This window comes from Mesorhizobium sp. CA14, assembly GCF_020165195.1.
Classification (GTDB): domain Bacteria; phylum Pseudomonadota; class Alphaproteobacteria; order Rhizobiales; family Rhizobiaceae; genus Mesorhizobium.
In genome coordinates this window covers 1-24,971 of sequence record NZ_JAIUHR010000015.1, presented here as the reverse complement: position 1 = coordinate 24,971, position 24,971 = coordinate 1, and the positions used below count along the sequence as shown (strand labels likewise).

Here is a 24,971-nt window from a genome sequence, read left to right as displayed (position 1 = left end):
AGATGTAGATGCTTTCTTCGATTTGTTGAAAATGGATCCGCGGCCCTTCAATAGAAGCATTGTAAAGCGGGGGCGGCCAAGCTGGTCATGGGGTGGCAATGAAGGCGTTCAAATTTGGCCATCGTCTCGTAGATTCCTACGCTCGCTTCTCGCGATCGTTCAGCACCATTCGAGCTGATGACCTGAAATCAGAGATCGATTGTCAGTACGACGCGGGACGATTTTGGCCAGATGCTCTGTTGTCGTTGAACCCGCACTATCTCCAGGGCCCGACCGCCAATGATCTAGTCGCTTCGGGCGATCTCGATGAGGCGACGGGCAAGATATTTCGCTTTGGCGAAACAGCCCTTCGGTTTCATCGTCACCAGGCGCAGTCGATCGCCAAAGCCAGGGCTGGGCACAGTTACGTTGTCACGACCGGAACGGGATCGGGAAAGTCCCTGTGTTTCTTCGTGCCAGTGGTAGACGCAATTGTCCGTGCACGGAAAGCTGGGAAGCCACGCAGAACCAGCGCGATCATTGTTTATCCAATGAACGCACTGGCCAACAGCCAGATCAAGGAGATCGAAAGATTTATCTCACAGTCCGGCCTGCCCAATGAAATAAAGCCGATCGTGCGCCGCTACACGGGCCAGGAAAGCCAGGAGGACCGGCAGCGGATTGCAAATGACCCGCCTGATATTCTGCTGACCAACTTCATGATGGCTGAGCTGCTTCTGACGCGGCAGGACAGCCTTGACACCAAGGTCATAGAGAACGCAAGCGGACTGGACTTCATCGTCCTCGATGAGCTGCATACCTATCGCGGTCGCCAGGGCGCCGACGTCGCGATCCTCGTTCGTCGCCTTCGCAATCGCTGCACGCCGGACAAGGCGCCAATCTGCATCGGAACCTCGGCCACTATGGCGAGCGAAGGATCCGATGCCAACCGCGCGCAGGCGGTGGCGGACGTTGCGTCCCGCCTTTTCGGCACGTCCATTGGGCCGGAATCGGTCGTCGGCGAGTCGCTTCGACGGGCGACGGATGATCGGCTGAAACTCGACGACATACTGCCAAAGCTCGCGCCTGTGCTGACATCTGCACTTCCAGATAATCTGACGGACGAAGTGCTGAAAGAGCACCCTCTAGCGGTGTGGGCCGAGCTGGCGATTGGGCTGGAGGACGCACAGGAACTCAAGCGCAAGAAGCCGATTGATTTTGGAAAGGCGGTGGCGCTGCTGTCAAAGGACAGCGGCGTGGAGTTCGAAGTTTGCCGAACTGGTCTTGAGACTTTTTTGACCCGCATCAGCCTCCCGGAAACAGAACGTGGCGGTTTGGGGACAGGTGCATTTCTGGCATTCAAGCTCCATCAGTTCATTTCCGGCGCCGGAGAGGTTTTCACCACGCTGACCGAGAAGCCCAGAAATGTTCTGTTGGAAGGCCAGCTCGAAGATCCCAGCGCGCCGGGCCATCGCCTCTATCCAACCCGCTTTTGTCGGGAATGCGGACATGAGGTTCATGTTGTCGCCAAGACTGAGGACGCCGCAGGCGCCCTATTCCTGCCAAGGAACATCGATGACGCACCGCTTGATGATCAGGAGGGAGACGCCGCGGGTTATCTAACCCCGACGGGCGACGGCGACCCCGATTACGCCTTCACCGGGGAGATCGAATCCTATCCCGAGGATTGGCGAGAGCAGCGCAATGGCGTCGAACGGCTCCGCGCAAATCGGAAGCGGCGAACGCCTCAGATTGTCACGGTCGCCCCGGACGGGCGCTACGGCTCATCGGGGAAGAATTTCTGGTTCATACCCGGCAAGTTCGGCTTCTGCCCGTGCTGTCTCGACCAACCGCATCCCAGCATGCGCGAGCGCACAAAACTGGCGGGCCTGTCCGGCGAGGGCCGAAGCTCTGCCACGACGCTCCTCGTAGCGACCGCTCTCGAATGGATGAACAGGCGCAACAGCGGCGTTCCCACGGACAAGCGCAAGCTGCTCGGCTTTACGGATAATCGTCAGGACGCCGCCCTTCAGGCGGGGCACTTTAACGATTTTCTTTTTGTCAGCCTCCTGCGCGGCGCGATCCTGCGGGCTGTCCTGGACGCAGGCTGCGACGGTTTGACCGAGGACGAGTTCGGTCTACGGATCGTGAGAGCGCTCGGCTTCACTGCCGCTAACCGGGATGCGCGAATCCACTGGATGCAGGACCCCGAGGCAGGAGCCGTGATCCGCGAGGACGCTCAACGCTCCCTTCAAAAGGTTCTCGCACATCGGCTTTGGACGGACCTGCGTAGGGGATGGCGCTACACCAATCCGAGCCTCTCCGTTCTCAAGCTCATAGATGTCGAGTTCATCGGCCTCGATGACATCGTGGAAGATACCGAACGCCTGACCGCCATCCGGCCGGAATTTGGGGCACTCGATGCGCCCGCGCGAAAGGTGATGCTGAAGAAACTCCTTGGCGCGATGCTCGACGGCCTGGCCGTCGGGACGGAAGCGCTCGACCCGACCGTTCTCGAAGGCGTCGCACAGAAGTCCCGCAACCTGCTGCGTGCCCCGTGGAGTATCGACATCAAGGAGACGCCCCGAAGCCGAACCACGCTGTTCCTGCAGGCCCCGGGCAAGGATCAGGTGGGCCTGCGGGAGGAACAGACGATCGTCCGCGCCGGCCATAATTCCCGTATCGGACGCCTCATCAATCGAAAGAGCGTCATCGGGATCAAGCTCGGGAAGAATGACTACCTGACGGTCATGACCGGCCTGATGGACCTCCTCGCGCGGGAGGGATTGGTCTCGCGCGTCGATCTGGAGAAGGATCTGCAAGGGTGGCGCTTGTCGCCGTCAGCTGTCCGTGTCGTGCCCGGTGAAGCCATTCGGAGCCGAGCAGCCCAAGGCAACCGCTACTTTCACGATCTCTACAACGAAATCGCCGCCGATCTGAAAGCTGGTCAGAGCAGCTTTTGGGGTCTCGAAGGCCGTGAACACACGGCTCAGGTGTCCCAGAGACAACGCGAATGGCGCGAGTGGCGCTTCCGACACGAGAAGGAGGACCGGGAGAATCTCGCAAGAAACGCCGCTGACCTTAGGGCGGCAGGCGAGTCGGAGCAGTTTTTGCCGGCCCTGTTCTGTTCGCCGACCATGGAACTCGGCGTCGATATTTCGGCGCTCAACGCCGTCTATCTGCGAAATGTGCCGCCGACGCCGGCCAATTACGCTCAACGCGCCGGCCGTGCGGGTCGCTCCGGACAGGCCGCCGTTATCGTGACCTATTGCGCGGCCCAATCGCCTCACGACCAGTACTTCTTTGAACGGCGCAACGAAATGGTGGCCGGCGTCGTTCGCCCTCCTGCCCTCGACATCACCAATGAAGAGCTCGTCCGCTCGCACCTGCACGCCGTCTGGCTTGCCGAGGCGAAGCTCGCGTTGTCTCCGGACATCCCGGAAGTCCTCGACCTGACTGAGACGGGATACCCGCTGAAGGCGGCGATCCATGAGGTGATCGACCGGCCTGAACTGGCGGCTGCGACGCGCGCGCCGATGAAGCGCGTTCTCGATCAGATCCTTGCTTCGGTGGATCGCCGCAAGCCTGCCTGGATGAGTGACCCGGATGACTTTGTTTCCTCGGTCGCCCAGCGTGCGCCGCAGGATTTCGATCGCGCCTTCGATCGATGGCGGGAGCTTTACAACTCCGCCCGAACACAGCTGATCGAGGCCAATGCCCGCTCCGAGATCACAGGCCTCTCGGCTGCGGACCGTCGTCGCATCAAGGCCTCGCAGATGCAGGCGAGCGACCAGATCGCCATTCTCGAACAGGGCAAGGCCTCGAACGGCTCGGATTTCTACTCCTACCGCTATCTCGCGACCGAAGGCTTCCTGCCGGGCTACAATTTTCCCCGGTTGCCGCTCTACGCCTTCATTCCCGGCGAGGGGAAAACCGGCTCCTTCCTCCAGCGCGCGCGTTTCCTGGCAATTTCGGAATTCGGCCCGCGTAGCCTGATCTATCACGAAGGCCGCGCTTACCGGGTCATGAAAGCGAAGCTGCCGCCGGAAGTGCGAACCGGTGACGGGTCGGAACTCGCCACCAGGGATATTTTCATCTGCTCGAACTGTGGCGGGTGCCACGACGGCGAGGTCGAGCGCTGCCACGCCTGCAACGGCCCGATGGCCGGTGAGACGCCCGTGCAACGGACGCTCAGGATCGACAACGTCGAGGCCGCACCGGCCGAGCGGATCACGGCGAATGACGAAGAGCGCGTCCGGCAAGGCTTCGATATTCAGACCGTGTTTTCGTGGCCGAAGCGCGACGGCCGAGTGCAGATCACCGAAGCCGATTTCCGCTGCGAGGACGCGTCGATCCTCAATCTGCAATACGCCAATAGCGCCGAGATCAGCCGGATCAACAAGGGGCTAAAGCGACGGGCCAACCAGACAGTCTTCGGCTTTTATATCGATCCGCGCAGTGGTTATTGGGCGAAATCGGACGACGAAGATCCCGATGTCGATGTGCCGCCGGACGTCGTGAGGCCGGTTCGGATCGTTCCCATCGTTCGGGATCACAAGAACGCACTGCTCTTCCGGTTCAACGAGCCGACGGCTTATGCGCCCGAGACGATCGTCACCGTTCAGCACGCCTTGATGAGAGGCATTGAGGTCGTCTTCCAGCTCGAGGAGGGCGAGGTCCTCGGCGAGCCGCTGCCCGCCCGCGACAACCGGCGCGCCGTCCTGGCCTATGAAGCTACGGAGGGCGGCGCCGGCGTTTTGAGTCGCCTGATCGAGGATCCGCAGGCGCTCGGTAAGGTGGCCCGTGAAGCGCTGAGCCTGATGCATTTCGAGAAGGTCGATGAAGCGATCGCGGCAGGCGACGCCAAACTGCTTACCAGCCACGACGGAGAGGCCTGTGTGCGCGGGTGCTATCGGTGCTTGCTCTCCTACTTCAACCAGCCGGATCATGAGCTGATCGACCGGACGAGCGAAGAAGCGAAACAGATGCTCGTCGATCTGGCGCGCGGACAGGTGGTACCTGCGGCAGCGCCGGGTGATTCGGCCGAGCGCGGAGGATGGGCGAATGCCTTCAAGGACGCCGGGCTTCCGCCCCCTGATAGCTCGCCTGTCTGCTTTTCCCAGCAGGAGATGAGCTTCGCCTGGCGCAGTCACTTCATCGCCGCCTGCGTCTCTCCACTAACCGAGGCAACGCGACAGGAAGCTGAATCAAAGGGCTGGACGCTGTTCGAGTTGCCGGGAACGGCTGCGGCAGGCGTGCCCGACGCAATGCTCTCGATCTTCGGGGGGACGTCCCGATGACGGTGAACTTTACCCCCGGAGATCTGGTCCGCGCCCGTGGGCGCGAATGGGTCGCATTGCCGTCGCCTCAGGACGGCATTCTGGCGCTCCGCCCGCTCTCGGGCAGCGAGAGCGATACGGTGATCCTCGACCCGACGCTTGAAATTCTCCCGGTCGAGCCTGCCCGTTTCGATCTGCCGACCGACGCCACCACAACAGTTCAGGCGAAAGCGTCACTACTCGCGGATGCGATGCGTCTGACATTGCGCCGCGGTGCGGGCCCCTTCCGGTCCGCCGCGCAACTCGCCTTCGAACCCCGCACCTATCAACTCGTACCCTTGCTGATGGCTCTTCGCCTGTCGGTCCCGCGCCTGCTCATCGCGGACGACGTCGGCATCGGCAAGACGATCGAGGCCGGCCTGATCCTGCGCGAGCTGATGGATCGAGGCGAGGTCGATGCCTTCTCCGTGCTCTGCCCGCCGCATCTTGTCGAGCAATGGGTGGGGGAGCTGAAGTCCCGGTTCGGGATCAATGCCGTTGCAGTCACGTCCGGCACCGCAAGCAGGTTGGAAAGAGGTCTGCCACTCGCCCAGACTCTCTTCAACGCCTACCCATACACTGTCGTCAGCCTCGATTACATCAAGGCGGAAAAGCGTCGAGAAGGCTTTGCGCGCGCATGTCCGGATTTCGTCATTGTCGACGAGGCGCACGCTTGCGTCGGCACGCATCAGGGCCGGCAACAGCGGTTTGAGCTTCTGTCCGGACTGGCGCGTGATCCGGATCGGCGGATGGTTCTTCTGACAGCGACACCGCATTCGGGTGACGAAGAAGCGTTCGCCCGGCTGCTTTCGCTGATCGAGCCCTCGTTTGCGTCCATGAGTTTCGAGGATGCCCGGTATCGCGAGCGCCTAGCGCGGCATTTCGTGCAGCGTCGCCGTATCGACCTCGTCTCCGGGGAATGGCACGAAAGTCGCGCGTTCCCGAAGCATGAGACGACCGAGTTTCCGTACCGGCTGTCGAGGGCGCATCTCGAATTCCAGGAAGCAGTCCTGGATTACTGCCTCGGCATCGTATCGCGCGCGGCAGGTGGGCAACGGGAACGGCGCCTGGCATTCTGGGGAACACTGGCGCTGATGCGTTGTGTCGGCTCTTCGCCGGCCGCCGGTCTTAGCGCCCTACGGAACCGTATCGCCAGCGAGACCGATCGCCTCGAACCGCAGATCTATGACGAAGACGGCGACGACGAGGACGCCGTCGATCTTGAGCCCGCCACTGCCTTCGACGCCGATCCGGAACTGCTCGCCTTAGTGCGCCGCGCCGAGGCCTTGGCGGCGGAGCCCGATCCGAAACTCGCCGCTTTGGTGGATGCGCTGACGCCTCTGATCAAGAACGGGGCCAATCCCGTCGTCTTCTGCCGATACCTCGCGACGGCCGAGCATGTCCGCGATGGCCTGCGAAAGGTGTTCCCGAAGCTGACCATCGATTCCGTGACGGGAGTGCTGACGCCGGACGAGCGGCGTGACCGAGTGGCCGACATGGCGATGGCCGACGACAGCAAGCAAGTGCAGCGCCTTCTCGTCGCCACGGACTGCCTGTCCGAAGGGATTAATCTGCAGCAGCTTTTCGACGCCGTCGTCCACTACGATCTGTCGTGGAACCCGACCCGACATCAGCAGCGCGAAGGACGCGTCGATCGCTTCGGCCAACCGGCGGAAGTGGTGAGGTCGATCATGATGTTCTCGCCCGACAGCGCGATCGACGGCGCCGTCCTGGATGTGATCCTCCGCAAGGCGGAGGAGATCCGCAAAGCGACGGGCGTGACCGTTCCACTACCCGATGAACGTGGCCCGGTGACCGACGCTTTGATGGCGTCGATGATGCTGCGCCGGGGCGTGCCCCGCCAGATGACACTCGATCTGCGCCTCGATAACGGCACGAGCGCGATGGAGGCGCGTTGGCGCGACGCTGAGGAAAATGAGAAGCGATCCCGTGCCCGGTTCGCGCAGAATGCGATGAAGCCGCAGGAAGTCGCGCCGGAATGGGAGAAGGTACGGGCGCTTCTTGGCTCTCCGGCGGACGCGCGGATGTTCGTCGAACGCGCGATGGCGCGCTTCGGCGTTCCGCTCGAAGTACGCAAGACGGTCCTTCTTGCCCATCTCGGGGCACTGGATGCTGGTTTGCGAGACCGTCTGGCTGGGCTGGACCTAGCCGGATCCGTGCGCCTGGCGACCGCCGAACCCGCGCCGTCCGGTACGGCACTCCTGACAAGGACGCATCCGCTGACCGCCACGCTCGCCGAGGCGCTTGTCGAGGCGTCGCTTGATCCTGAATCATTGTCCGGTCTCGGGATCGGCCGGGTGGGCGCATGGCCGAGCGCGGCCGTTCAGCAACTGACGCGCGTCGCTCTACTGCGCGTGCGCTTCAAGCTGACCGTTCACGCTCGCAAGGAGCGATTGCTGCTGGCCGAAGAAGCTGCCCTCATGGCGATCCAGGGCGATCGTATTGTGGCAGCCGGCGAGGCCGCTCGAGACCTGCTCAACGCCCCGGCGACAGCCGATCTCGCGCCCGTCGCGCGCGACAGGTTTATCGCCAAGGCGAAAGAGGACTTACCCGTCTTGCTCGCAGGACCGATCGCCAGCTTCGTCCGCTCGCGCGCGCAAGAACTGATGGCGGATCACGCCCGCCTCCGCGCTGCTTCCGGCTCTGCATCCCGCGTCAGCGTGGAGGCTGTGCAGCCGCCGGACGTGATCGGATTGTTTGCGCTGATGCCAGGGGAGGCCTGAGCTATGGCGCGCAAGCCCGTCACCGATATGTCGGCCTGGCCGTCGCTCACGCTCGAGGGAAACCTGATCGCGCCAGCCATGATCGCCGGCATCGATCGCCGGCAGGCCCCCGAGCAGACCGAAGCGGACTACCGTATCCGCAAGGGGCTGACGATCCGCGAGGAAATTTCGACTGCCTTCCGTGTTGGCCAGTCCCACTTCGATGCTTTCGCGAAGCTACACAACCCTTCGGCCGAGGCGACGCGGCGGTTCGCGCGCGCCTTCCTGGCCGAAACCTTCGGCTTCGACGATCTCGCCCCGGCCGATGGCGCTGTCGCATTCCTGGCCGGCGGGCGCGTGCCCGTCGTTGTGGTGCCGCCGGCCGAAGAGAAGCTCGACCGGCGCAGCCCGACGCTCTCGACGGATCGTTCGCGGTCGCCAGCCTTTGCGCTTCAGGATTATCTCAACGACAGTGACGCCGCACTTTGGGGCTTGGTGACAAACGGCGCGGTCATCCGCCTGATGCGGGACAACGCGTCATTGACGCGCCCCGCCTATATCGAAGCTGACCTTGCAGCGATCTTCACCAACGAGGACGCGGCCTCCTTCGCGGTCCTTTGGTCGCTGATCCATCGGACCCGTTTCGGCGCCGCTGGCACGCCAGCGACGGATTGTGTGCTGGAGCGCTGGCGCGACGCCGGAGCGCGTGAGGGCGAGGCGGCGCGCGACCGGCTGGCCAGCCAGGTCGAAGTGGCGCTGAAAGTTCTCGGTTCAGGTTTCCTGGAAGCCAACCCTGATCTCGCGGCCCGGCTGCGTTCCGGTGAGGTCAACCTGACCGAATGGTTCAACGAGCTTCTGCGCCTCGTCTATCGCCTTATCTTCCTCATGGTGGCCGAAGACCGGAATCTGCTCCACCCGGACATCGCCAAACCGGAAGCGCGTAAGCTCTACGTCGAAGGCTACAGCCTCGCGGCGTTGCGCGCGCAATGCATCCGAGCGGCCTCGTGGGACAAGCACCACGACCGTTTCGAGGCCATCAAGATCGTTTTCCGCGCCCTGGCTCACGGCCAGCCAGCGCTGGGATTGCCGGCGCTGGGCGGCTTGTTCGCTGCCGATATGCTGCCACATCTGGAAACGGTGCGGCTGCGCAACCGCGCTTTCATGGAGGCGCTCTACCGGCTTTCCTGGCTTTCAGACAAGTCCGGCGTAGTGCCGGTAAATTGGCGGGCGATGGAAACCGAGGAACTGGGCTCGGTCTATGAATCGCTGCTGGAGCTGCAACCGCAACTCGGCGAAGACGGGAAGACGCTGCACTTTGCCTCGGAAGCCGCTGAGCAGAAGGGAAATCAGCGCAAGACAACCGGCTCCTACTACACGCCGGACAGTCTGGTTCAGGCGCTGCTGGACACTGCGCTTGATCCCGTGCTGGACAAGACCGAGACGGAGGCTGCGGATCCGGCCGCCGCGCTGCTGAAGCTTTCCGTCATCGATCCAGCGTGCGGCTCGGGTCACTTCCTCCTGGCGGCGGCGCGCCGTATCGCAACGCGTGTCGCGCGTATCCGCGCGGAGGGCACCCCATCTCTCGCGGACTTCCGGCACGCCCTGCGCGATGTAGCGCGCAACTGCATCCACGGCGTTGATCGTAACCCGATGGCAGTGGAACTGACCAAGGTCGCGCTGTGGATCGAGACGGTGGACCCCGGCTTGCCACTCGGCTTCTTTGACGCGCAGATTCGTTGCGGTGACGCGCTGCTTGGCGTGTTCGACCTGAAGGTGCTGGATGCGGGTATTCCGGACGCTGCCTACAAGCCGCTTACCGGCGACGACAAGGAAGTAGCGAAACACTACGGGCAAAAGAACAAGCGTGAACAAGCGGAAAAAGCCCGAGTTGCAGAGGGCTTCGGCTTCAACCGTGCCCGCGACCTGCTGAACGATTTCGAAGCGCTGCGCGCGATGCCAGAGGACACCGTCGAAGGAATTGAGGCCAAAGCCAGCCGACTGCAGTCACTAACCGCAAAAGGGGCGGCGGCGTGGGAACTCGAGGCTGCCTGCGACCTCTACGTTTCGGCCTTTCTCCTTCCAAAGCAGAGAGGCGGCCCCCATGCAGGACCAGACGGAATGCCGCGCCGAGGGGCGGAGATGGTCCCGACATCGGGCACTCTTTGGGAATGGTTGCGAGGCACGCAACCCTTCGGACCACTGGCTGGTGCAGCGGCTGATACTGCTCGCGAAGCGCGTGCCTTCCACTGGCCACTGGAGTTCCCGAACGTCGTTCTAAGGGGAGGGTTCGATGCGGTGCTGGGGAACCCGCCCTGGGAACGCGCAAAGCTGCAAGACATTGAATTCTTCGCCAGCCGAAGCACAGAAATAGCAGGTGCTCCGACCGCCGCTAAGCGCAAAGCTTTAATTGCCGCCCTTGTGCAGGCGCCGGTGGGTTCACCAGAGCGCAGTTTGTACAATGACTATATTTTTGCAAAGAGAACCTCGGAGGCATCTATTATGTTTTTCAGAGAGGCGGATAGATATCCGCTCTCTGGGCGGGGAGATTTGAATACATACGCCCTCTTCACAGAATTCGCTTTCCGAGCTCTGAGTCGGCGCGGCCTTTTAGGCATGATTGTTCCAAGCGGGATCGCCACAGAGAGTGCCACGTCTGAATTTTTCGGCGATTTGAGCGAGAATGGCTTGGTAAAGGCGTTCTTCGATTTCGAAAATAGGGGCGGATTCTTTCGAGGCCTACACACAAAGCATAAATTTGCAATACTCTGTGTATCACGTCAGCCGACGGATGAAATTTCGCTGTGCTTTTTCGCGCTCTCAGTAGATGACATCCATAATCCTGAGAAGGAGTTGGTGTTGAGCGCCTCGGATATCGAGATATTTAATCCAAACACCAAGACTCTACCAGTGCTCAGGGCGCGTCATGATCTGGTGTTGCTGCGGAAAATTTATGAAGTTGGCCGCCCGCTTGTGATTAGGTCGACGAGCGAAAACCCATGGGAGGCAAGCTATCTGAGAATGTTCGATATGACGTTAGACAGTGGGCTTTTCTCTTCCGAACCCTGCAAAGAAGCGCTTCCATTGTACGAGGCGAAGATGATTTGGCATTTTGACCATCGCTGGGCAAGCGCTGCTGAATCGAATGAGGATTCGACTGATCATTCGAAAAAGAACAATTTGTTCGAGCCGTCTCCGCGCTTCTACGTAGACAGACAAGAGGTTAGCGAGCGGCTGAAAAACCGGAACTGGAATCGTGATTGGCTATACGTTTACCGAAACGTTTCGGACTCGCGCAACGAGAGAACGTATGTTTCTTCCATCATCCCTCGATCTGGCGTTGGAAATAGCGCAACAGTTCTGACGATTGGAGATCATGCGATAGATAAGATTGCTTGCATGATATCGAACGCCAACTCTCTTGTTTTCGACTATGCGGTTCGTCAAAAGGTACCTGCCATGAATGTTAACACATTTATGGTTGATCAATTCCCATTTCTTGCACCAAGCTTCTTCGATTCAGATACAAGTGATTTTATCACGCCGCGTGTGCTTGAGCTCACCTTCACTTCCGACGCACTGGCTCCCTTCGCCCGGGATTTGGGCTATGAAGGCCGACCTTTCGTCTGGGAAGAAGATCGCCGCGCGGGCCTTCGCGCGGAACTCGACGCCTTCTACGCCCGCGCCTATCGGCTCGATCGCGACGAACTGCGCTACATCCTTGATCCCGCTGATGTGAAAGGGCCGGACTACCCGTCCGAGACTTTCCGTGTGCTCAAGGAGAAGGAAGTGCGCCATTTCGGCGAATACCGCACCCGCCGCCTTGTGCTCGAAGCTTGGGACCGGATGGAGGCCGACGGGACATTCGTTAATCTGGGACTGGGTGCGGGCCAGATCGCGGCTGCAGTGCCAACCGTCCAACAGCCGGCTCTCGTTACTTTCCCCGACGAAGCCTGGATGCGCGCAGCGCAGCAGCCGAATGATGCCGGCGCTGCCCTGACTGCGATCCTGAAGGCGATCGACGGGCCGACATCGAGCCGGACCATCCGTCTCGCCGCTGCAATGATGCTGGAACCGCACCTTCTGACGCCATTGCTCCCGGAAGCACGGGCAAGGGAGTGGCGGCGCCTGGTCGGGCAGGAGTCACATCCACGCACCGGCAATGTGGTCGGCTTCGCAGCGCGCACCAATCAAGGCTGGGGTGCCGCCGTCTCCAACCATCGCGGCAATGGGCGCCTGATTGAAAACCTATCGGCGGGAACATGGGTGCCAGGGCCTGGCCTTGATGCCTTCGACACCGCCGGTTGGCCGGACGGCCGGGCAGGATTCGTACTGGAAGCACTGGCTGCGCTCGACCTGAATGCGACCGTCACATCAATGCCGGACGAGGTTCGGGATTGGATCGCGCATGCCTCAGCAGCATGAGATCTTCGCTCCCCCGAAGCTCAGCCTAACCGTCCCGGCAGGCCTGAATGGGCCACGCCTCTGGGTGCGCCGTCTGGCGATTTGGGAAGCGCCAGGGGGGCAGAAGATCCGCGACGTCGAGCTTCGCCAGGGACTCAACATCGTCTGGTCTCCAGACGGCTTCGATGACATCAGCGCTGGCGGCGTGCGCGCCATAGGTCACGGAAGCGGCAAAACCCTTTTTTGCCGCCTGCTGCGCTACTGCCTCGGCGAGCAGCGTTTCGCCGACGAAACCCAACGGGAACGCATCGCGCTCGCCTTTCCCAATGGCATCGTCGGCGCGGAGGTGGTGCTTGACAACGTGTGCTGGGCTGTCGTGCGGCCACTGGGCATCCGGCGCCGGCATGTGGCGATCGCCGACGGCAACCTTGATGAGATCGCCGCTGGCGATGGCGCGACGACAAGCATCGACCCGCTGGTCGAGGCCATCGAGGAGGCCATCGTGACGCCTGGCGTTGCGGCGCTGGCTCGCCTCCAGCCGGACCAAAAGGCATGGCCGATCGCTCTCGCCTGGCTTACCCGCGATCAGGAATGCCGCTTCGACGACGTTCTCGACTGGCGTTCGCCGGCATCCGGCTCCGATGCACCGCTCCCGGCAAGCGGGCGTGAAACCGGGCCTCGGCGTGAAGCGCTTCGGGCATTCCTTCTGGCGATCACCGAAGAGGAGCAGCAAACGCGGCGGCAGGAGGAAGCGCTGCGAACCGAAGTCGCCACGACGGAGCGGGAAGCGTCGTACCTCGATTGGGATCGCGGCAGACGTCACGATCGATTGATTGATCAACTTGGCTTTGCCGGACAAACCGTGCCGGAGATGCCCTTGCTGCTGGAGCTGTTTCGCAAGGCAGCCGATGAGCGGCTCGCAGCGGCCGCTCAGCTTCCGATAGGCGACACCGCGGAACTTGGGCAAGCCCGAAAGGGATCGCAGGAAGCCCGCGAAGAACTGTGGCGCACCGACGAAGAGCGCATCCGCCTGGAGGCGCAGATACCGGCGGAGAAGCACGTCCTGACTCTGCTCTCCAGCGAAATTCCGAGTCTGTCAGCGGCGGCGGAGAATGCGGCCAGTCAGGTGTGCCCGATCTGTGAGGTGCCGATTGACAAGGCGCTCGCGGAGGAATGCGGTTTGTCCCACAAGCTGCACAATGAGACGGAATGCAGAGCCAGGCTCGCCGCGAAGCGTCAGGAGATTGGCGATCAGAACCAAAAGATCGATGGTTTGGAAGCCAGGCTGAAGGCCCTTCAGCCTGCCGCCGCTATCGCGCGCCAGCGGGTCGAGCAGGCCGAGAAGCGCGTTAAAGCAATCGAAAGCGCGCGCGACACGCGTGCGTCGGCCTGGCAGGCCGCGACACGACTCAGGGAAGGGGTCGAGCGCTTTTCCGAGCTATCGACCGAGCGAGATGAGGTGCAAAAGCGGTTGCGCAACCTTGAGGACAGATTGACTAAGGAACGGGAGCGGCTTGCGGCCTTTCGCGATAAGCAGGGCCTGACCTTCGGTCGAATAACGGAGAAATTCTCAGCTATCATTCGTCGCCTGGTCAACGAGAATGCGAAGGGAGCCGTGACGCTGAGCGGCGATAGGCTGCAATTGACCGTCGATATCGATGGTGATCGCCGTACAGCCGCCATCGAGTCCCTGAAGGTATTGGCTTTCGACCTCGCCTGCCTCTGTTTGAGCATTGAGGGCGCGACGCGCCTGCCCGCATTCCTCGTCCACGACAGCCCCCGTGAGGCCGATCTCGGCCTGAGCATCTATGACGAGCTGTTCCGCCTGATGCGCGAACTTGAGGAGATGACAGGAACAACGGCTTTTCAGTACATCGTGACGACCACCACTCGTCCCCCCGATGACCTCCGCTGCGATCCTTGCCTGAGACTGACCCTGAAGGGAGCGCCTGGGCCGGAACGTCTGATGGCGCGCGATCTGTAGGTGGGCGATGATTGAGACGCCCCAGTCCTTTGTGGTCCGCGAGGAATGCGAGAAGGCCGCCTCGCAGAACGGCTTTCGTCGTGTTCTGGGCGAGGAAGCAGGATGGCGAGCATTTGCGTCCACTACGGCCCACGGCGTCATCTATCTGGCCGCGGAGAGCGCCAACGGGCGATGGTTTCTCGCTGTAGACCATGCTGGCGTAGTCGCTGAGCTCGAACTGACCTCGGCTGATGTGCAAGGCCCCGGCAAAGCCCGTTACGCTTTCGCGACTTTGCGCGAACTCTACACTGCGCTCGATCGAGTCTACGCGCTTGGCATCAGCCTCCCTGACGCGCCGCTACGCGAATTTGAAACCCGCGTCGCCAATCTGCCGCGGACTACCGAGACTGAGCGTCTTGTCGTACAGCGGATCGGCCAGGACATTTTCCGGGCCCGTCTGATGGACTACTGGCAGGGCCGCTGTCCGCTTACCGGCATCGCCGACGTAGCCCTACTTCGTGCCTCTCACATCATCCCCTGGGCGGAATGCGGGACCGACGCGGAAAGGCTCGACGTGCATAACGGGCTCCTCCTCTCGGCCTTGTGGGACGCCGCATTCGACCGCGCGCTGGTATCCTTCGACGACCAGGGCAGGCCCGAGTTCTCGCCGAGTCTCAGCGAGCAGGCGCGGGGCGAGCTCCGCTGGAATTCACCGATTTCGCTGACTGACGAGCATCGCCGGCGGCTTGCCCGTCATCGTGAGCGGGCGAGGGCCTTGCCATAACGTGCGTCCCGATTGGGCACGGCGACCTATAGCTGGGTCTTAGGGGAGCAATTTCTCACCAGCCTAACATTGGAGATGTGTGGCGGCCGGAGGATCCGCTACTGAAAACCGGCAATACGCTTCGACGATCAGCGCGTCGGCAGGTCATCCTTGACGGCTTACCAATGTGACCCTATCTTTGGGGTCATGTTAGGGGATCAAGATGGCTCAAATCTCGCAGTTCACCGCCGCCGAAGCAGCGTTTATCCTGCGCGAACCAGTGCGTTCGATAAAGAAATCTCTTGATGTTGGGCCCGTTCGCCCAATACTGGTGCCAGGCGCCAGCGGTTCTGTGCGTACAATCGAATGGCGCGATCTCTTTTATCTTTATGCCGTGCGCGCTTTACGTGATGAACTCACGCCCAAGGCACGCGGCGAGTTTTATGAGGCGCTCCAGCAAACACCGTTCGAACTGCGCGACGAAGTGCGATTTGGCAGATTCCGCGTGTCCGTTCGCGACCTAGTTCGAGAGGTTAAGCAGCGTACTTCCGATCTCGCTGCATTGGCCGGAGCGGTTGACTTCCGGGCCGATGGCGAGCCGTTACTGAAAGGCAAACAGGTCGAAGTCTATAGGATTTCCGCACTACTTGATGGAGGGGCATCGGTCGAACAGGTACTCGAGGAGTATCCATCACTCGCGCGCGAAGATGTCGAAACAGCCAAAGCGTACGCGGAAGCCTATCCCAAGGTCGGGCGGCCTTTTCCGCGCACCAGCGTCAAACGAGCCTTGCGGGGAGCTGGGTTGGAGGCGCTCGATATGCCTGATAACGGCGTATTTAATGAAATATCTTCTTGATACCAATGTCCTGCGCGAACTCGGCAAGACCGTCCCGCACAAGAATGTGGCTACGTGGCTGAAAAGCGTCGATGACGCCGATTTGGCGATTAGCGCCCTGACAGTGCGTGAGATCGTCAAAGGTGTCGCCAACCTGCGGAAGACGAAGCCCAAGGCGGCGGATGAGCTTGAAGCCGCTATCTCGTTGATCTTCGATGCGTTCGAGGGTCGAATTCTGCCGATTGACCGGCCTGTAGCCACAGCCTGGGGCGAGATGCTGGCTGTAAGCGAAAAGCATATTGACGACGCGGGGCTCGCTGCGACCGCGCGAGAACATGGCCTTGTGGTAGTCACCCGCAACGTCAAGGATTTTGACGGGCGTGGTGTGACATTACTCGATCCCTTCAAGGCGTTACGCCGGTCGGGCGCGTAAGCCTTAATAGGGAAGTCATGCGGGGTGCTCAGCCTTCACTTATGCCGGCCATCGCGTCGGCCATAATGGGCCGCGCCCGCGCGCTGTCGATGCCTTCGGCCTTCAGCCGATCGGCAAGGCTTGCAACAAACCCACCGAGCTCGGTCAGCCGCGCATTCGACTTGACGCTCCGGCGACTGCTAGGGTCTGCCTTACCCGCCAATGCAGCGGCGATTTTCTTGGCCACTCGATTAGCGGCACGCCTCGAGGGATCGTTTTGCACGTGAGCATAGATAGCTGTCGAGTGTGAGTTTTGAATGCCCCAGCATCGCACCCGTCAGTGCCAGGGCTTCACCCGTTGAGATCGCTGTAGAACCGAAATAGTCCGCGACGATTGCGTCATTCTGTTCGTCCGACCAGTCAACAGGCATCGGAGACGTAGCTTCAACTACGAAGAAGCATCAAGGCTTAATCATAACAGCAGCTGGCGCAGCACGACAGCGGGTTGCCGTCCCGGATATGCAAGGCTGGTCTACACGTCGTTTGCAAAGTACAGCCTGATCGCGTCCTGTTGCTTGCCGAGCGTGCCGTCCTTCCGGAAGCGAGTTCCGTCGACCGCAAAGACGATGCCTTTCTCACTAGAGTAGACCGCCGTGCTCGTTACACAAATGCGGACAATGCGGCCTTGAACCTGCCCGGTTACGATATCACCGATATCGATCCCTAGGATTGATTTTGCCACTGCCGAGCGTTCGACCTCGAGCTCCGTCTCCCATTGATCCAGCTCTTCTTCGATTCGCGACCAGGCATCGCGGGCCGACCGAAACGGACGGTGGGCGCCGAACCAGATCCTGTCGGCTAGCGCGAGGGTATCGTTGGGCACGTTTCGCTCCATCGCGCGCGCCGCTCCAGAAAGCATTTCGCAAACCTGCTCCGCGTCCATCAGTGCTTGGAGCCGCCCCCGGTACGGCGCAACGGTCGCTCTCGTGATGGAAGGAGGCAGGGGTACTTCACGAGTGGGCATGTAGTCGATCGGCATGATTTCGCGCAGCGCCAATCTTGCGGTACCGATGCGCTCAGGCCGATCTTCCTCTCTCCAGGCACGTCGCGTGCTTTGCACCCAAATCTCTGAGGCGGAGATGCAGAGGGTGCTATCCAGAAACGTGCGCGAATCCGGAGTGTGGATGTAGCGGGCAGACCAGGAATGGTCAGCTGACGTCAGCGGCATCACCACATGGTGGAGCTGGTGTTCTCGGACCATGCGTACCAGGGAGGCAATCCGTTCCTGTAAGGGAGCGGTGAGGCGGACAAGAACGGCGGGACCATTCCCGCTCGACCACCGGTTTCTTTGCTCGCTCTCAAACATGAGAAGCTGGGGCCGGGCGAATGGAAGCAGCTTTCCGACGAGACTGGCAGCGCTTCCCTGCAGCGAGTGACTCCAGCGGGCATCGATCTTTGCCTGCTTGATCCACTCGTGAGCGCGGTTCTGGATCAGCAGCAGAAGCTGTGCCGCGAGGTCCGGAGCGAGGTTCGGGAGCCTGTTTCCGGTAACCGCAGCAGCGTCGACGCCTTGCGCCTTCAGGTCAGCTATCGCGGCGTTGTAGAATTGCCGTTGAAGATCAGAGAGCGCTCCGGCTGCTTGGATGCGCGCGGTTTCACGCCGGCGCCGATCGATTTCTTCGCGGAAGGCACCCAAGGGTGGGCGCCGGGAACCACCTCCTGCCTGAACCTTCGCCCAATAGCCTCTGGGTGGCTTAGGGACCTGCAGGCGCCTGCAAAGCTTGGCGAGTGCCACATCGGAGATGCCGAGTTCCTTTGCGATCTCGCTGGTCGGCCTTTCCCAGACCATCGCGAAGAGTTCTTCGCGGGAGAATTCTCGTCGTGTCATACATGTGCCTCTTGCCGGTCCTCCCATATGTCACTCATGGGGATCGCTTTCAAAAAAGCGATGGCGCGACCGCGCCATTGAGCGTGCAGGAGGATCGATGGGGCGAGACACGAGAGAGTTCGACAGAGGACCCTAGTGCTTTCATTGCGGCCCCTGGCTAGCTGCTCTCCACACGACCGAAGATTACTGCCTTCCCAGCATGTGACTGCCGGAATGCGACGGCCGGGGGATGAGAAGTCCGCATTCCTCTCAAAACGCAAAAACCGCCCCGGTTAGACCGGGACGGTAATTGATTTATGATAAAATTGGTTGCGGGGACAGGATTTGAACGCGGTATTCGAACCGGCTTAAAGGAGGGCTATAGCGTAGACGTAGTTCTCATCATCACCCGGCGCGGCGCGCCAGAATGCGGTTGCCGCTGTGCAAAGGCGGAGCCAAACTCAGAGATTTCGTAATCATCAAAATCGCTTCGGCGCGGCTCGCCTAGTGAGGTCAATGCCGATCACAGTTATAGCCTCAATGTCGGCTCGACTGGCTATAAGGCCATCCGCGAAGCCCTGAAGGGCCGGGACAAGCTCCGCAAAGGAAAGCTTTTGCTTGCTTGTTGGATGTTCCCAGGTGGTTTTGGTTCCGCGATAGATCAACAGAAAAATGCCAGAATTAGACCTAACATCACGAAGATAGTCGTTGCAGAGTTGGTTCTCCAAGCGCTCGAAAAGCTGTGGGCCGGTCCAGTCATTATCCACAATCTTCGCCTCAATCGGCAGCGGCGCATCAAATCCTACACCATGAACGCGGATATCAGGCTTCTTCGTATCCGCTAACTCTTCTTCTTGTGGGACAGAATACTTTCCATCAGCTTTGTCCCTAAGCCATTTACCTACGAAGTTCCTATGCTCGGTCTCTTTCTCGACTTTAAGCAAAACTGACGCGATGCTGTCGTCTGCTTCCTCTATCTCGTCCTTAAGGTCGAGAAGGCGCAGCGTCGCGAGCTCGAACAATTCGCGATGGTTCTGCGGCCGGCGCTCGATCGTGTGTGCGAATGACACCACATCGGTCGATGTCCATGCGGGGCTGTCGGCATCCAGTTCGGCGCGCTTTCGCACATGTCGCCACATCCACGGCCGCGACTCCCCGAGCGGGTGGCTCTCGGCGACTTCTTTGAGCGCGAGAAAGGAAAGCTTGCCGGGCATCTCTTGCAAGAGCGAAAAGACATGGTTGCGCACATTCTGTGCTTCGTCGCGGATCGTGGGCGAATAAACGCCTTTCCCTGCGCGCTCAATGTCCTCGTCGACCCGGATGTAGCGATGCAGAACTAGGTAGAGATCCTTCAGCACCGACGGATTCATATAGCTCTGACGGGCGCCCATATTATAGCGCCGGTTTCCAGTGAGCGTCACCGCGAACCGCATGCAGAATGCCAGGGCCTCATTCTGATTCTCCATACCGTCGATCGCTTTGGTGAAGGCCGTAAGCCCGTCAACTCCGGAAACTGAGACCCACGCAGCGAACCAGGTTGCGCGCAGTTCGATATCACCCAAATCGGATGTCCAATGCTCTGCCAGCATGGCAATTTCAATGTTGGGGATATCTGTGCTCTCCGAGATGATTTGCAGGCATTCGCGCAGGACGTCCACACTCGCGGGGCATTTCTGCTTCAACAGATCATAGACCGTTCTGCCCAAGGCCGCCTTGGCCCAGGTGCCGTGCCAGACGACATCGGAAAGCACATAGCTGTTCCGTTGTTCCGTCACCGGCTGATCCAACTCCCAGGCGATTTCGCTGGCGAGCACCGACCGAACCTGCGGCTCGAACGCGCGAAAGAGTTTTTCCATCCAAGTCGGAAAGCCATTGAGTTCCCAAACCCCGTAGCGTGCGGCGCGAAGCGCGTCATCCGCCGTGAGGTTGGCGGGCCAATCCGGAACTTCCTCTGCCTCGATTTCGATACCGCATAGTCCCAGAACTACGGCATACGGGACGCTGGCAGGATTCTCGATCCCTTCCGAGCGCAGCTTGGGCGTGAATTCGCGCCAATACGCTAATAGGCCGTCGCGGAAAGCCTTGGCGACGTGATCGCCGTAAGATGGAATCAGATCGCGCCAGTTGCTGTAAGCCCAGCGGCTTAGATTTTCCTTTCCCGAATGACGCAGGCGGTCGAGAAGATAGGCTTGCGCCTGCCAGATAGTGCCATTCTTGGCAACGGAGACGTCGCGCAGAGTGACAAGATGATCATTTAGCCATTGCTTCCAGCCTGCATGCCGCTTGGCTTCGGTAGCCTCACGCCTTTTGCGCCGCTGCTTAAATTCCCGATCCTGCTTCTTCCATCGGCTTCCATCCGGATCCGGGTGCGGATGCAGGAACGTGTGCAGGCGAGCTTCGAGCTCAGCGTTCCCTTGTATCGTTTTCTTCAACTTTCCGAGCCAGGGTCTCGGCCGCTTGTTGTCCCGATAAAGGGTGAATGCCAGCGACAACGCGACGAGTTTATCATCGCAGAGAGGCCGTTCGTTGATGTAGCCGACAATGCGTGTGAAATCTTCTGCGCGAAAAGCGACGAACTCTCGAAGCATTGCCGCGCGCCACCAATCAATCAAACGCTCGCCTTTGGCTTCGGCGTCGCGACGGCCTACTGCAATTTCGTGCCAGAAAAGCGCGTCATTCAGCGCGGCCCATCTCGGAACGATGGCGCCTAGGTCTTTCCCAAAGGTAAAGCTGCCATGGTAGGTGCTTTCAAACGCATAGAGACGCAGAACAGTGAGGGCTTCTTCGCTCAGACAGTGATCGCTGCGCTCAACGATCAGTTTCTCGCAGGCATGCCCTGCATGTTCCACAAGCCATGCGTACCGAGCGGAAATTTTGAAGTGCCGTCCCGGTTCGTAGGGCGGTTGCCGCAGCAATTCGCCAACTCCGTGAATAAGGGCAGCGTTTTGCTCGACTGAGTTTCTATCGATGAAGGCAGCGAGCGCGCCAACAAAACCGGGATGGGAAAAGCGCTCCGGCGCATCAACCTGCTTCAGAATCTTCAGAACATCGTCAACGGTGACGACGCTGTTTCCGAACTCTTCGATCAACCCGCCAATAATCCGGTGATCAGCCGTTTTCAGCGACGGCAACATCTGATCAATCATGCGCCGAATATTCGCCGGGTCGGCGATCACAGCCATGGCCCGCATCGCGGCCAGGCGGGTGTAAATGCCGGCACTTTCATCTACAGTCGCGGCATAGACTTCGTCGAAACATTCCTTGATCTGGCCTTGCCAGACCATCCGCATAAGCAAATTCCGGTTTTCGGAATGGTCGGCGTAAGTGGCGAGTAATGCCTTTACCGTCCCGCCTATATCGGCATTGGCAAAGCGTTGCAGGGCCCCAATATCAAACGAATAGTCGGCAGCCTCCTTGCCTGCCTGCCGCTCGCAAATCACCTTCACGATCCGGTTTCGAAACTCCGGCGGAAATTGCGACGGGTCGCCGCCCTCGATTAGGAGTTCGGGGGCGACAGAATAAGCACGCTCGCGAACCCGCTCATCGAGAAGCGCCAGCCACGGCAGGATACCGCGCATCGACGGAATGATGACATCCATCCCGTATTGCCGTCTGAAAAACAAATTTTCAATGCGGCGGCGCGAGTTGCCTTCCATAAGCAGCCGACTAAGCCATGCCGCAGTCAGGTACTCGCGCACCGAGCGATGATGAAATCGCACAGATCCGTATATCGCCTCGTCGAAGATCGGCCGGGCGAGAAGCGCCCTGCATTGTGCATCCGTCCATCCGCGTAGAGCGTCCGAAACCACGATGCCATCGTTTCGGTGATAGCTGTCGGGAACGGATATCCGCTGTTCCTTCTGGAAGGTAACAGCGGCCGCGAGTAGCATCGCTCCTTCCAAAGCCATATCGAAAGAAAGCGGTTGCGATGCGGCGCGATTGCGGTCGGCTTCCTTTAGCTTCTCTTCGACGCTGGCCTTGATCAACTCCAGCCGTGAGCCAATGCGGCCGTGCTTCTGCCAGAAATCGATCAGGTCTTCGAGGTCGCGAGGCCGCGAAGCGAAAAGATCGACGGCATTCCGATTAATGGCATCGATAAATGCGTTGAGATCCGTCAGGCCGCGCGCTGCGGCGAATATCCTGACTTGCTTTTCTGTAAGCCGGGCCAGCGAAAAGATCTTCGCGGATTGCGGTTCCTTTTTTGTGCTTGATATCCTCGCCGCGCTCCCAGCTACTATCTGGTCGACGGCGGCTTCCTCGATATTATCGACCTCGGCGGTCGCGGTCTTCTTTGGAGCCGGCACGAAAGGCAGCTTGGCGTTTACCAGCGTCAGGTCAGCTTTGGGCCGCCATTCCGATACCCGACTCGTGATGTAGAAACGCGCACGAAAGACGGCGTCTCCCAAAGCCTTCGAGAGGACACGAATGGCGAGTTCGAAGCGTTGCGGGCTGACCAATCGGGCCTCATCGACGGAATCGAGAAATATCCAGCCCTCGCCCTGGGACGATTTCCATTGCTGGAATTCATCGAAGTTTCCAGTCTGCCCGCCTTCAAACGCATCTTCGATTCCGTCGGGTAGGTACTCAAGGCGGATAAAGAAAGCGTCCTTACCCTCGTCGCGGAGCTTTATCGCTGTATGGCGGATTTCCTCCGTTTTCCCGGCGCCAGCTTCGGCAAGGATAATCACGCGGTATTCTTTTAAGAGATCCGCCCAGCGTGACGGCGGGGACAGACCATAAGCAATGCGGTTCTCGTAGTCATCTCCCAACTCCACAGACTCCGGGAGCGGCGAAAAATGCCTATCAAGATCGACATAGCCATCTTGCAGTTGATTGGGTGGAAGAGCGTTCATTGCTAACGCTCAAGCTTCAAAAGGAATCGGTGCAGCATCATCCTACTTTAGCATTCCGCCGGTTGAGTCTGCGAATCCGAAGAACGGAGGCGTTAGTTGCCGATGCCTACAATCGCAAATGTTCAGCAAATGAAAATGACCCGATAGAGTGAGGATTGCCTAGCAATGCTGAGGGAGCAGTAGTTCGAATGTCTTCTGGTGCGCCATTTCCCAACCACATCAGCGACTGGATCACTCACCCCAGCACCTCGCCTATCGCCGCCGCCAGCCGCTCCACCCCGTCCCTCATCTGCGCCGCATCGCACGCCACATAGCCCAGCACCAGCCCTTGCGTCGGCGCCGTGTTCTGGAAATATTTCGACAGCGGCGAGACGTTGATGGCCCGCTTCGCCGCCGCCTGGCTGACCTTGATGTCGTCGATGCCCGCCCTCAGATAGCCCACCACCTGGATGCCGGCCTCGGCGGGGGAGAGCGTGATCTCGTCGCGCAGGCGCTCGGTGACGATGTCGCGGAAGAGCTGGCGGCGCTGGGCGTAGATGCGGCGCATGCGTTTGAGATGCCGGCTCATATGGCCTTCGGTGATGAAATCGGCGAGCGCTGCCTGCAGCAGCAGCGGCGCGAACTGGCCGGTGGTCGAGAGCGCGTTGACGATGCGGCTGGCGAGCTCTTGCGGCAGCACCATGAAGCCGAGGCGCAGCGCCGGAAACAGGAGCTTGGCGAAGGTGCCGACATAGATGACGCGGCCGGAGCGGTCCATGCTCTGGATCGCCGGCACGGGGCGGCCTTGAAAGCGGTATTCGCCGTCGAAATCGTCCTCGATCACCCAGGCATTGGCGGTCTCGGCGATGTCGAGCAGGCGCAGCCGCTCCTCCATGCGCATGGTGATGCCGAGCGGATGCTGGCAGGCCGGCGTCACATAGATGAGGCGGGGCAACGGGTCCGGCGGGTCGAGCCGCCAGCCGCGCTCCTGGTCGACCGCAATCGGCAGGATCCTTGCGCCCGCCACGGTGAAAGCGGCCTTGGCGCCGTAATAGCCGGGCTCCTCCATCCACACCGTGTCGTCGGGGTCTAGCAGCAGGCGCGCCAGAAGGTCGAAGGCGGCCTGCGCGCCGGTGGTGATGACGATCTGCTCGGGCCGGCAGCGCACGCCGCGCGCGGAATAGAGATAGCCGGCGATCGCCTCCTTCAGCGCCGGGTGGCCGGTGACGTCATAGGTGCCGAACAGCGTCTCGCCGCCATGGCTGGCGCGGCGCGCGACCAGCCGGCCCCAGACGCCGAAGGGAAAGCTCTGCGCATCGGGCATTCCGGGGTGGAAGGCGACGTGCCCCGGCCGGCCGTGGTGATAGGGCTGGCTGAGCAATTGCTGGCCGCGCAGCGAGGGTGCGCGCAGCGGCACGGCCGGCGCCTCGGCCGGTGTTTCGCGCGGGCCTTCGGGCAGGTCGACGATGACCGGGCGCGCGCCCTGGCGATTGGCGAGATAGCCTTCGGTGATCAGCTGGTCATAGGCGGCCACGATGGTGTTGCGGCCAAGGCCGAGCTCGGCGGCCAAGGCGCGGGTGGAAGGAAGCTCCGAGCCGGGGGGAAGCGCGCGGCTGCGGATGATGGCGACAAGGCCGTGATAGAGCTGGCGCGAGAGATGCTCGGGGCTCGAGCGGTTGACGGCCAGCATGTCGAGCGGGAAGGCCTGGGGTTTGGGGTGGGGACGCATGGGTTACGCCCTCGCGTTGGAGGGGAGGTGCGGGTGACGATGCGCTTTTGACTCGTGGCAGGGAATAATCGCGTAGGGCGCTCCCCCTCTCCGTCTCGGCTTCGCCGAGCCACCTCTCCCCCACTTTGTGGGGGCGAGGAACCCAAACT

The 24,971-nt window shown here is 60.8% G+C and carries 11 protein-coding genes; 7 read left to right on the top strand and 4 right to left on the bottom strand.

Annotation, left to right across the window (positions count from 1 at the left end; genetic code table 11):
* Positions 1-98 precede the first annotated feature (98 nt).
* The 7 genes from LB565_RS16945 (at position 99) to LB565_RS16915 (ending at position 16,415) form a co-directional block, all read left to right on the top strand.
* Positions 99-5,279: a DEAD/DEAH box helicase gene (locus tag LB565_RS16945; protein ID WP_224585923.1), complete on the top strand. Its 5,181-nt coding sequence runs from the start codon at positions 99-101 to the stop codon at positions 5,277-5,279.
* Entirely contained in the window at positions 5,276-8,041 is a 2,766-nt protein-coding gene (locus LB565_RS16940) for a DEAD/DEAH box helicase (RefSeq protein WP_224585921.1), read from the top strand. Before LB565_RS16945 ends, LB565_RS16940 begins: the two co-directional genes overlap by 4 nt.
* 3 nt (positions 8,042-8,044) lie before the next feature.
* Positions 8,045-12,442: an Eco57I restriction-modification methylase domain-containing protein gene (locus LB565_RS16935; protein WP_224585919.1), complete on the top strand. Its 4,398-nt coding sequence runs from the start codon at positions 8,045-8,047 to the stop codon at positions 12,440-12,442.
* Positions 12,426-14,405, top strand: a complete 1,980-nt coding sequence (locus LB565_RS16930; RefSeq protein WP_224585918.1) for a chromosome segregation protein SMC — start codon at positions 12,426-12,428, stop codon at positions 14,403-14,405. Before LB565_RS16935 ends, LB565_RS16930 begins: the two co-directional genes overlap by 17 nt.
* A gap of 7 nt (positions 14,406-14,412) precedes the next feature.
* Positions 14,413-15,168 (top strand): HNH endonuclease, encoded by a 756-nt coding sequence (locus LB565_RS16925; protein WP_224585915.1) that lies wholly within the window; start codon positions 14,413-14,415, stop codon positions 15,166-15,168.
* Between the two features lie 202 nt (positions 15,169-15,370).
* Entirely contained in the window at positions 15,371-16,003 is a 633-nt protein-coding gene (locus LB565_RS16920; RefSeq protein ID WP_224585907.1) for a DUF433 domain-containing protein, read from the top strand.
* The gene (locus tag LB565_RS16915; protein ID WP_224585905.1) at positions 15,987-16,415 is read left to right on the top strand and encodes a type II toxin-antitoxin system VapC family toxin; all 429 of its coding nucleotides are present in this window, start codon (positions 15,987-15,989) and stop codon (positions 16,413-16,415) included. Before LB565_RS16920 ends, LB565_RS16915 begins: the two co-directional genes overlap by 17 nt.
* 28 nt (positions 16,416-16,443) lie before the next feature.
* On the opposite strand, the gene LB565_RS16910 is transcribed toward LB565_RS16915, so the two are convergent.
* The 4 genes from LB565_RS16910 to LB565_RS16895 all read right to left on the bottom strand — a co-directional run bounded on the left by LB565_RS16910 (position 16,444) and on the right by LB565_RS16895 (position 24,822).
* Positions 16,444-16,641, bottom strand: a complete 198-nt coding sequence (locus LB565_RS16910) for a hypothetical protein (protein ID WP_224585904.1) — start codon at positions 16,639-16,641, stop codon at positions 16,444-16,446.
* 285 nt (positions 16,642-16,926) lie between these two features.
* The gene (locus LB565_RS16905) at positions 16,927-18,282 is read right to left on the bottom strand and encodes an RWP-RK domain-containing protein (protein WP_224585902.1); all 1,356 of its coding nucleotides are present in this window, start codon (positions 18,280-18,282) and stop codon (positions 16,927-16,929) included.
* Between the two features lie 458 nt (positions 18,283-18,740).
* A complete protein-coding gene (locus LB565_RS16900; RefSeq protein WP_224585900.1) occupies positions 18,741-23,114 on the bottom strand; it encodes a hypothetical protein in 4,374 nt (1,457 codons plus the stop codon).
* Between the two features lie 235 nt (positions 23,115-23,349).
* Positions 23,350-24,822, bottom strand: coding sequence for a PLP-dependent aminotransferase family protein (locus tag LB565_RS16895; protein ID WP_224585898.1), 1,473 nt, complete (start codon positions 24,820-24,822; stop codon positions 23,350-23,352).
* Positions 24,823-24,971 lie beyond the last annotated feature (149 nt).

Excerpts from the sequence above, each read along its gene's own strand:
- LB565_RS16895 (WP_224585898.1), bottom strand. The coding sequence starts at position 24,822 with ATGCGTCCCCACCCCAAACCCCAGGCCTTCCCGCTCGACATGCTGGCC.
- LB565_RS16930 (WP_224585918.1), top strand. The coding sequence starts at position 12,426 with ATGCCTCAGCAGCATGAGATCTTCGCTCCCCCGAAGCTCAGCCTAACC.
- LB565_RS16920 (WP_224585907.1), top strand. The coding sequence starts at position 15,371 with ATGGCTCAAATCTCGCAGTTCACCGCCGCCGAAGCAGCGTTTATCCTG.
- LB565_RS16945 (WP_224585923.1), top strand. The coding sequence starts at position 99 with ATGAAGGCGTTCAAATTTGGCCATCGTCTCGTAGATTCCTACGCTCGC.
- LB565_RS16940 (WP_224585921.1), top strand. The coding sequence starts at position 5,276 with ATGACGGTGAACTTTACCCCCGGAGATCTGGTCCGCGCCCGTGGGCGC.
- LB565_RS16900 (WP_224585900.1), bottom strand. The coding sequence starts at position 23,114 with ATGAACGCTCTTCCACCCAATCAACTGCAAGATGGCTATGTCGATCTT.
- LB565_RS16905 (WP_224585902.1), bottom strand. The coding sequence starts at position 18,282 with ATGACACGACGAGAATTCTCCCGCGAAGAACTCTTCGCGATGGTCTGG.
- LB565_RS16935 (WP_224585919.1), top strand. The coding sequence starts at position 8,045 with ATGGCGCGCAAGCCCGTCACCGATATGTCGGCCTGGCCGTCGCTCACG.
- LB565_RS16915 (WP_224585905.1), top strand. The coding sequence starts at position 15,987 with ATGAAATATCTTCTTGATACCAATGTCCTGCGCGAACTCGGCAAGACC.
- LB565_RS16925 (WP_224585915.1), top strand. The coding sequence starts at position 14,413 with ATGATTGAGACGCCCCAGTCCTTTGTGGTCCGCGAGGAATGCGAGAAG.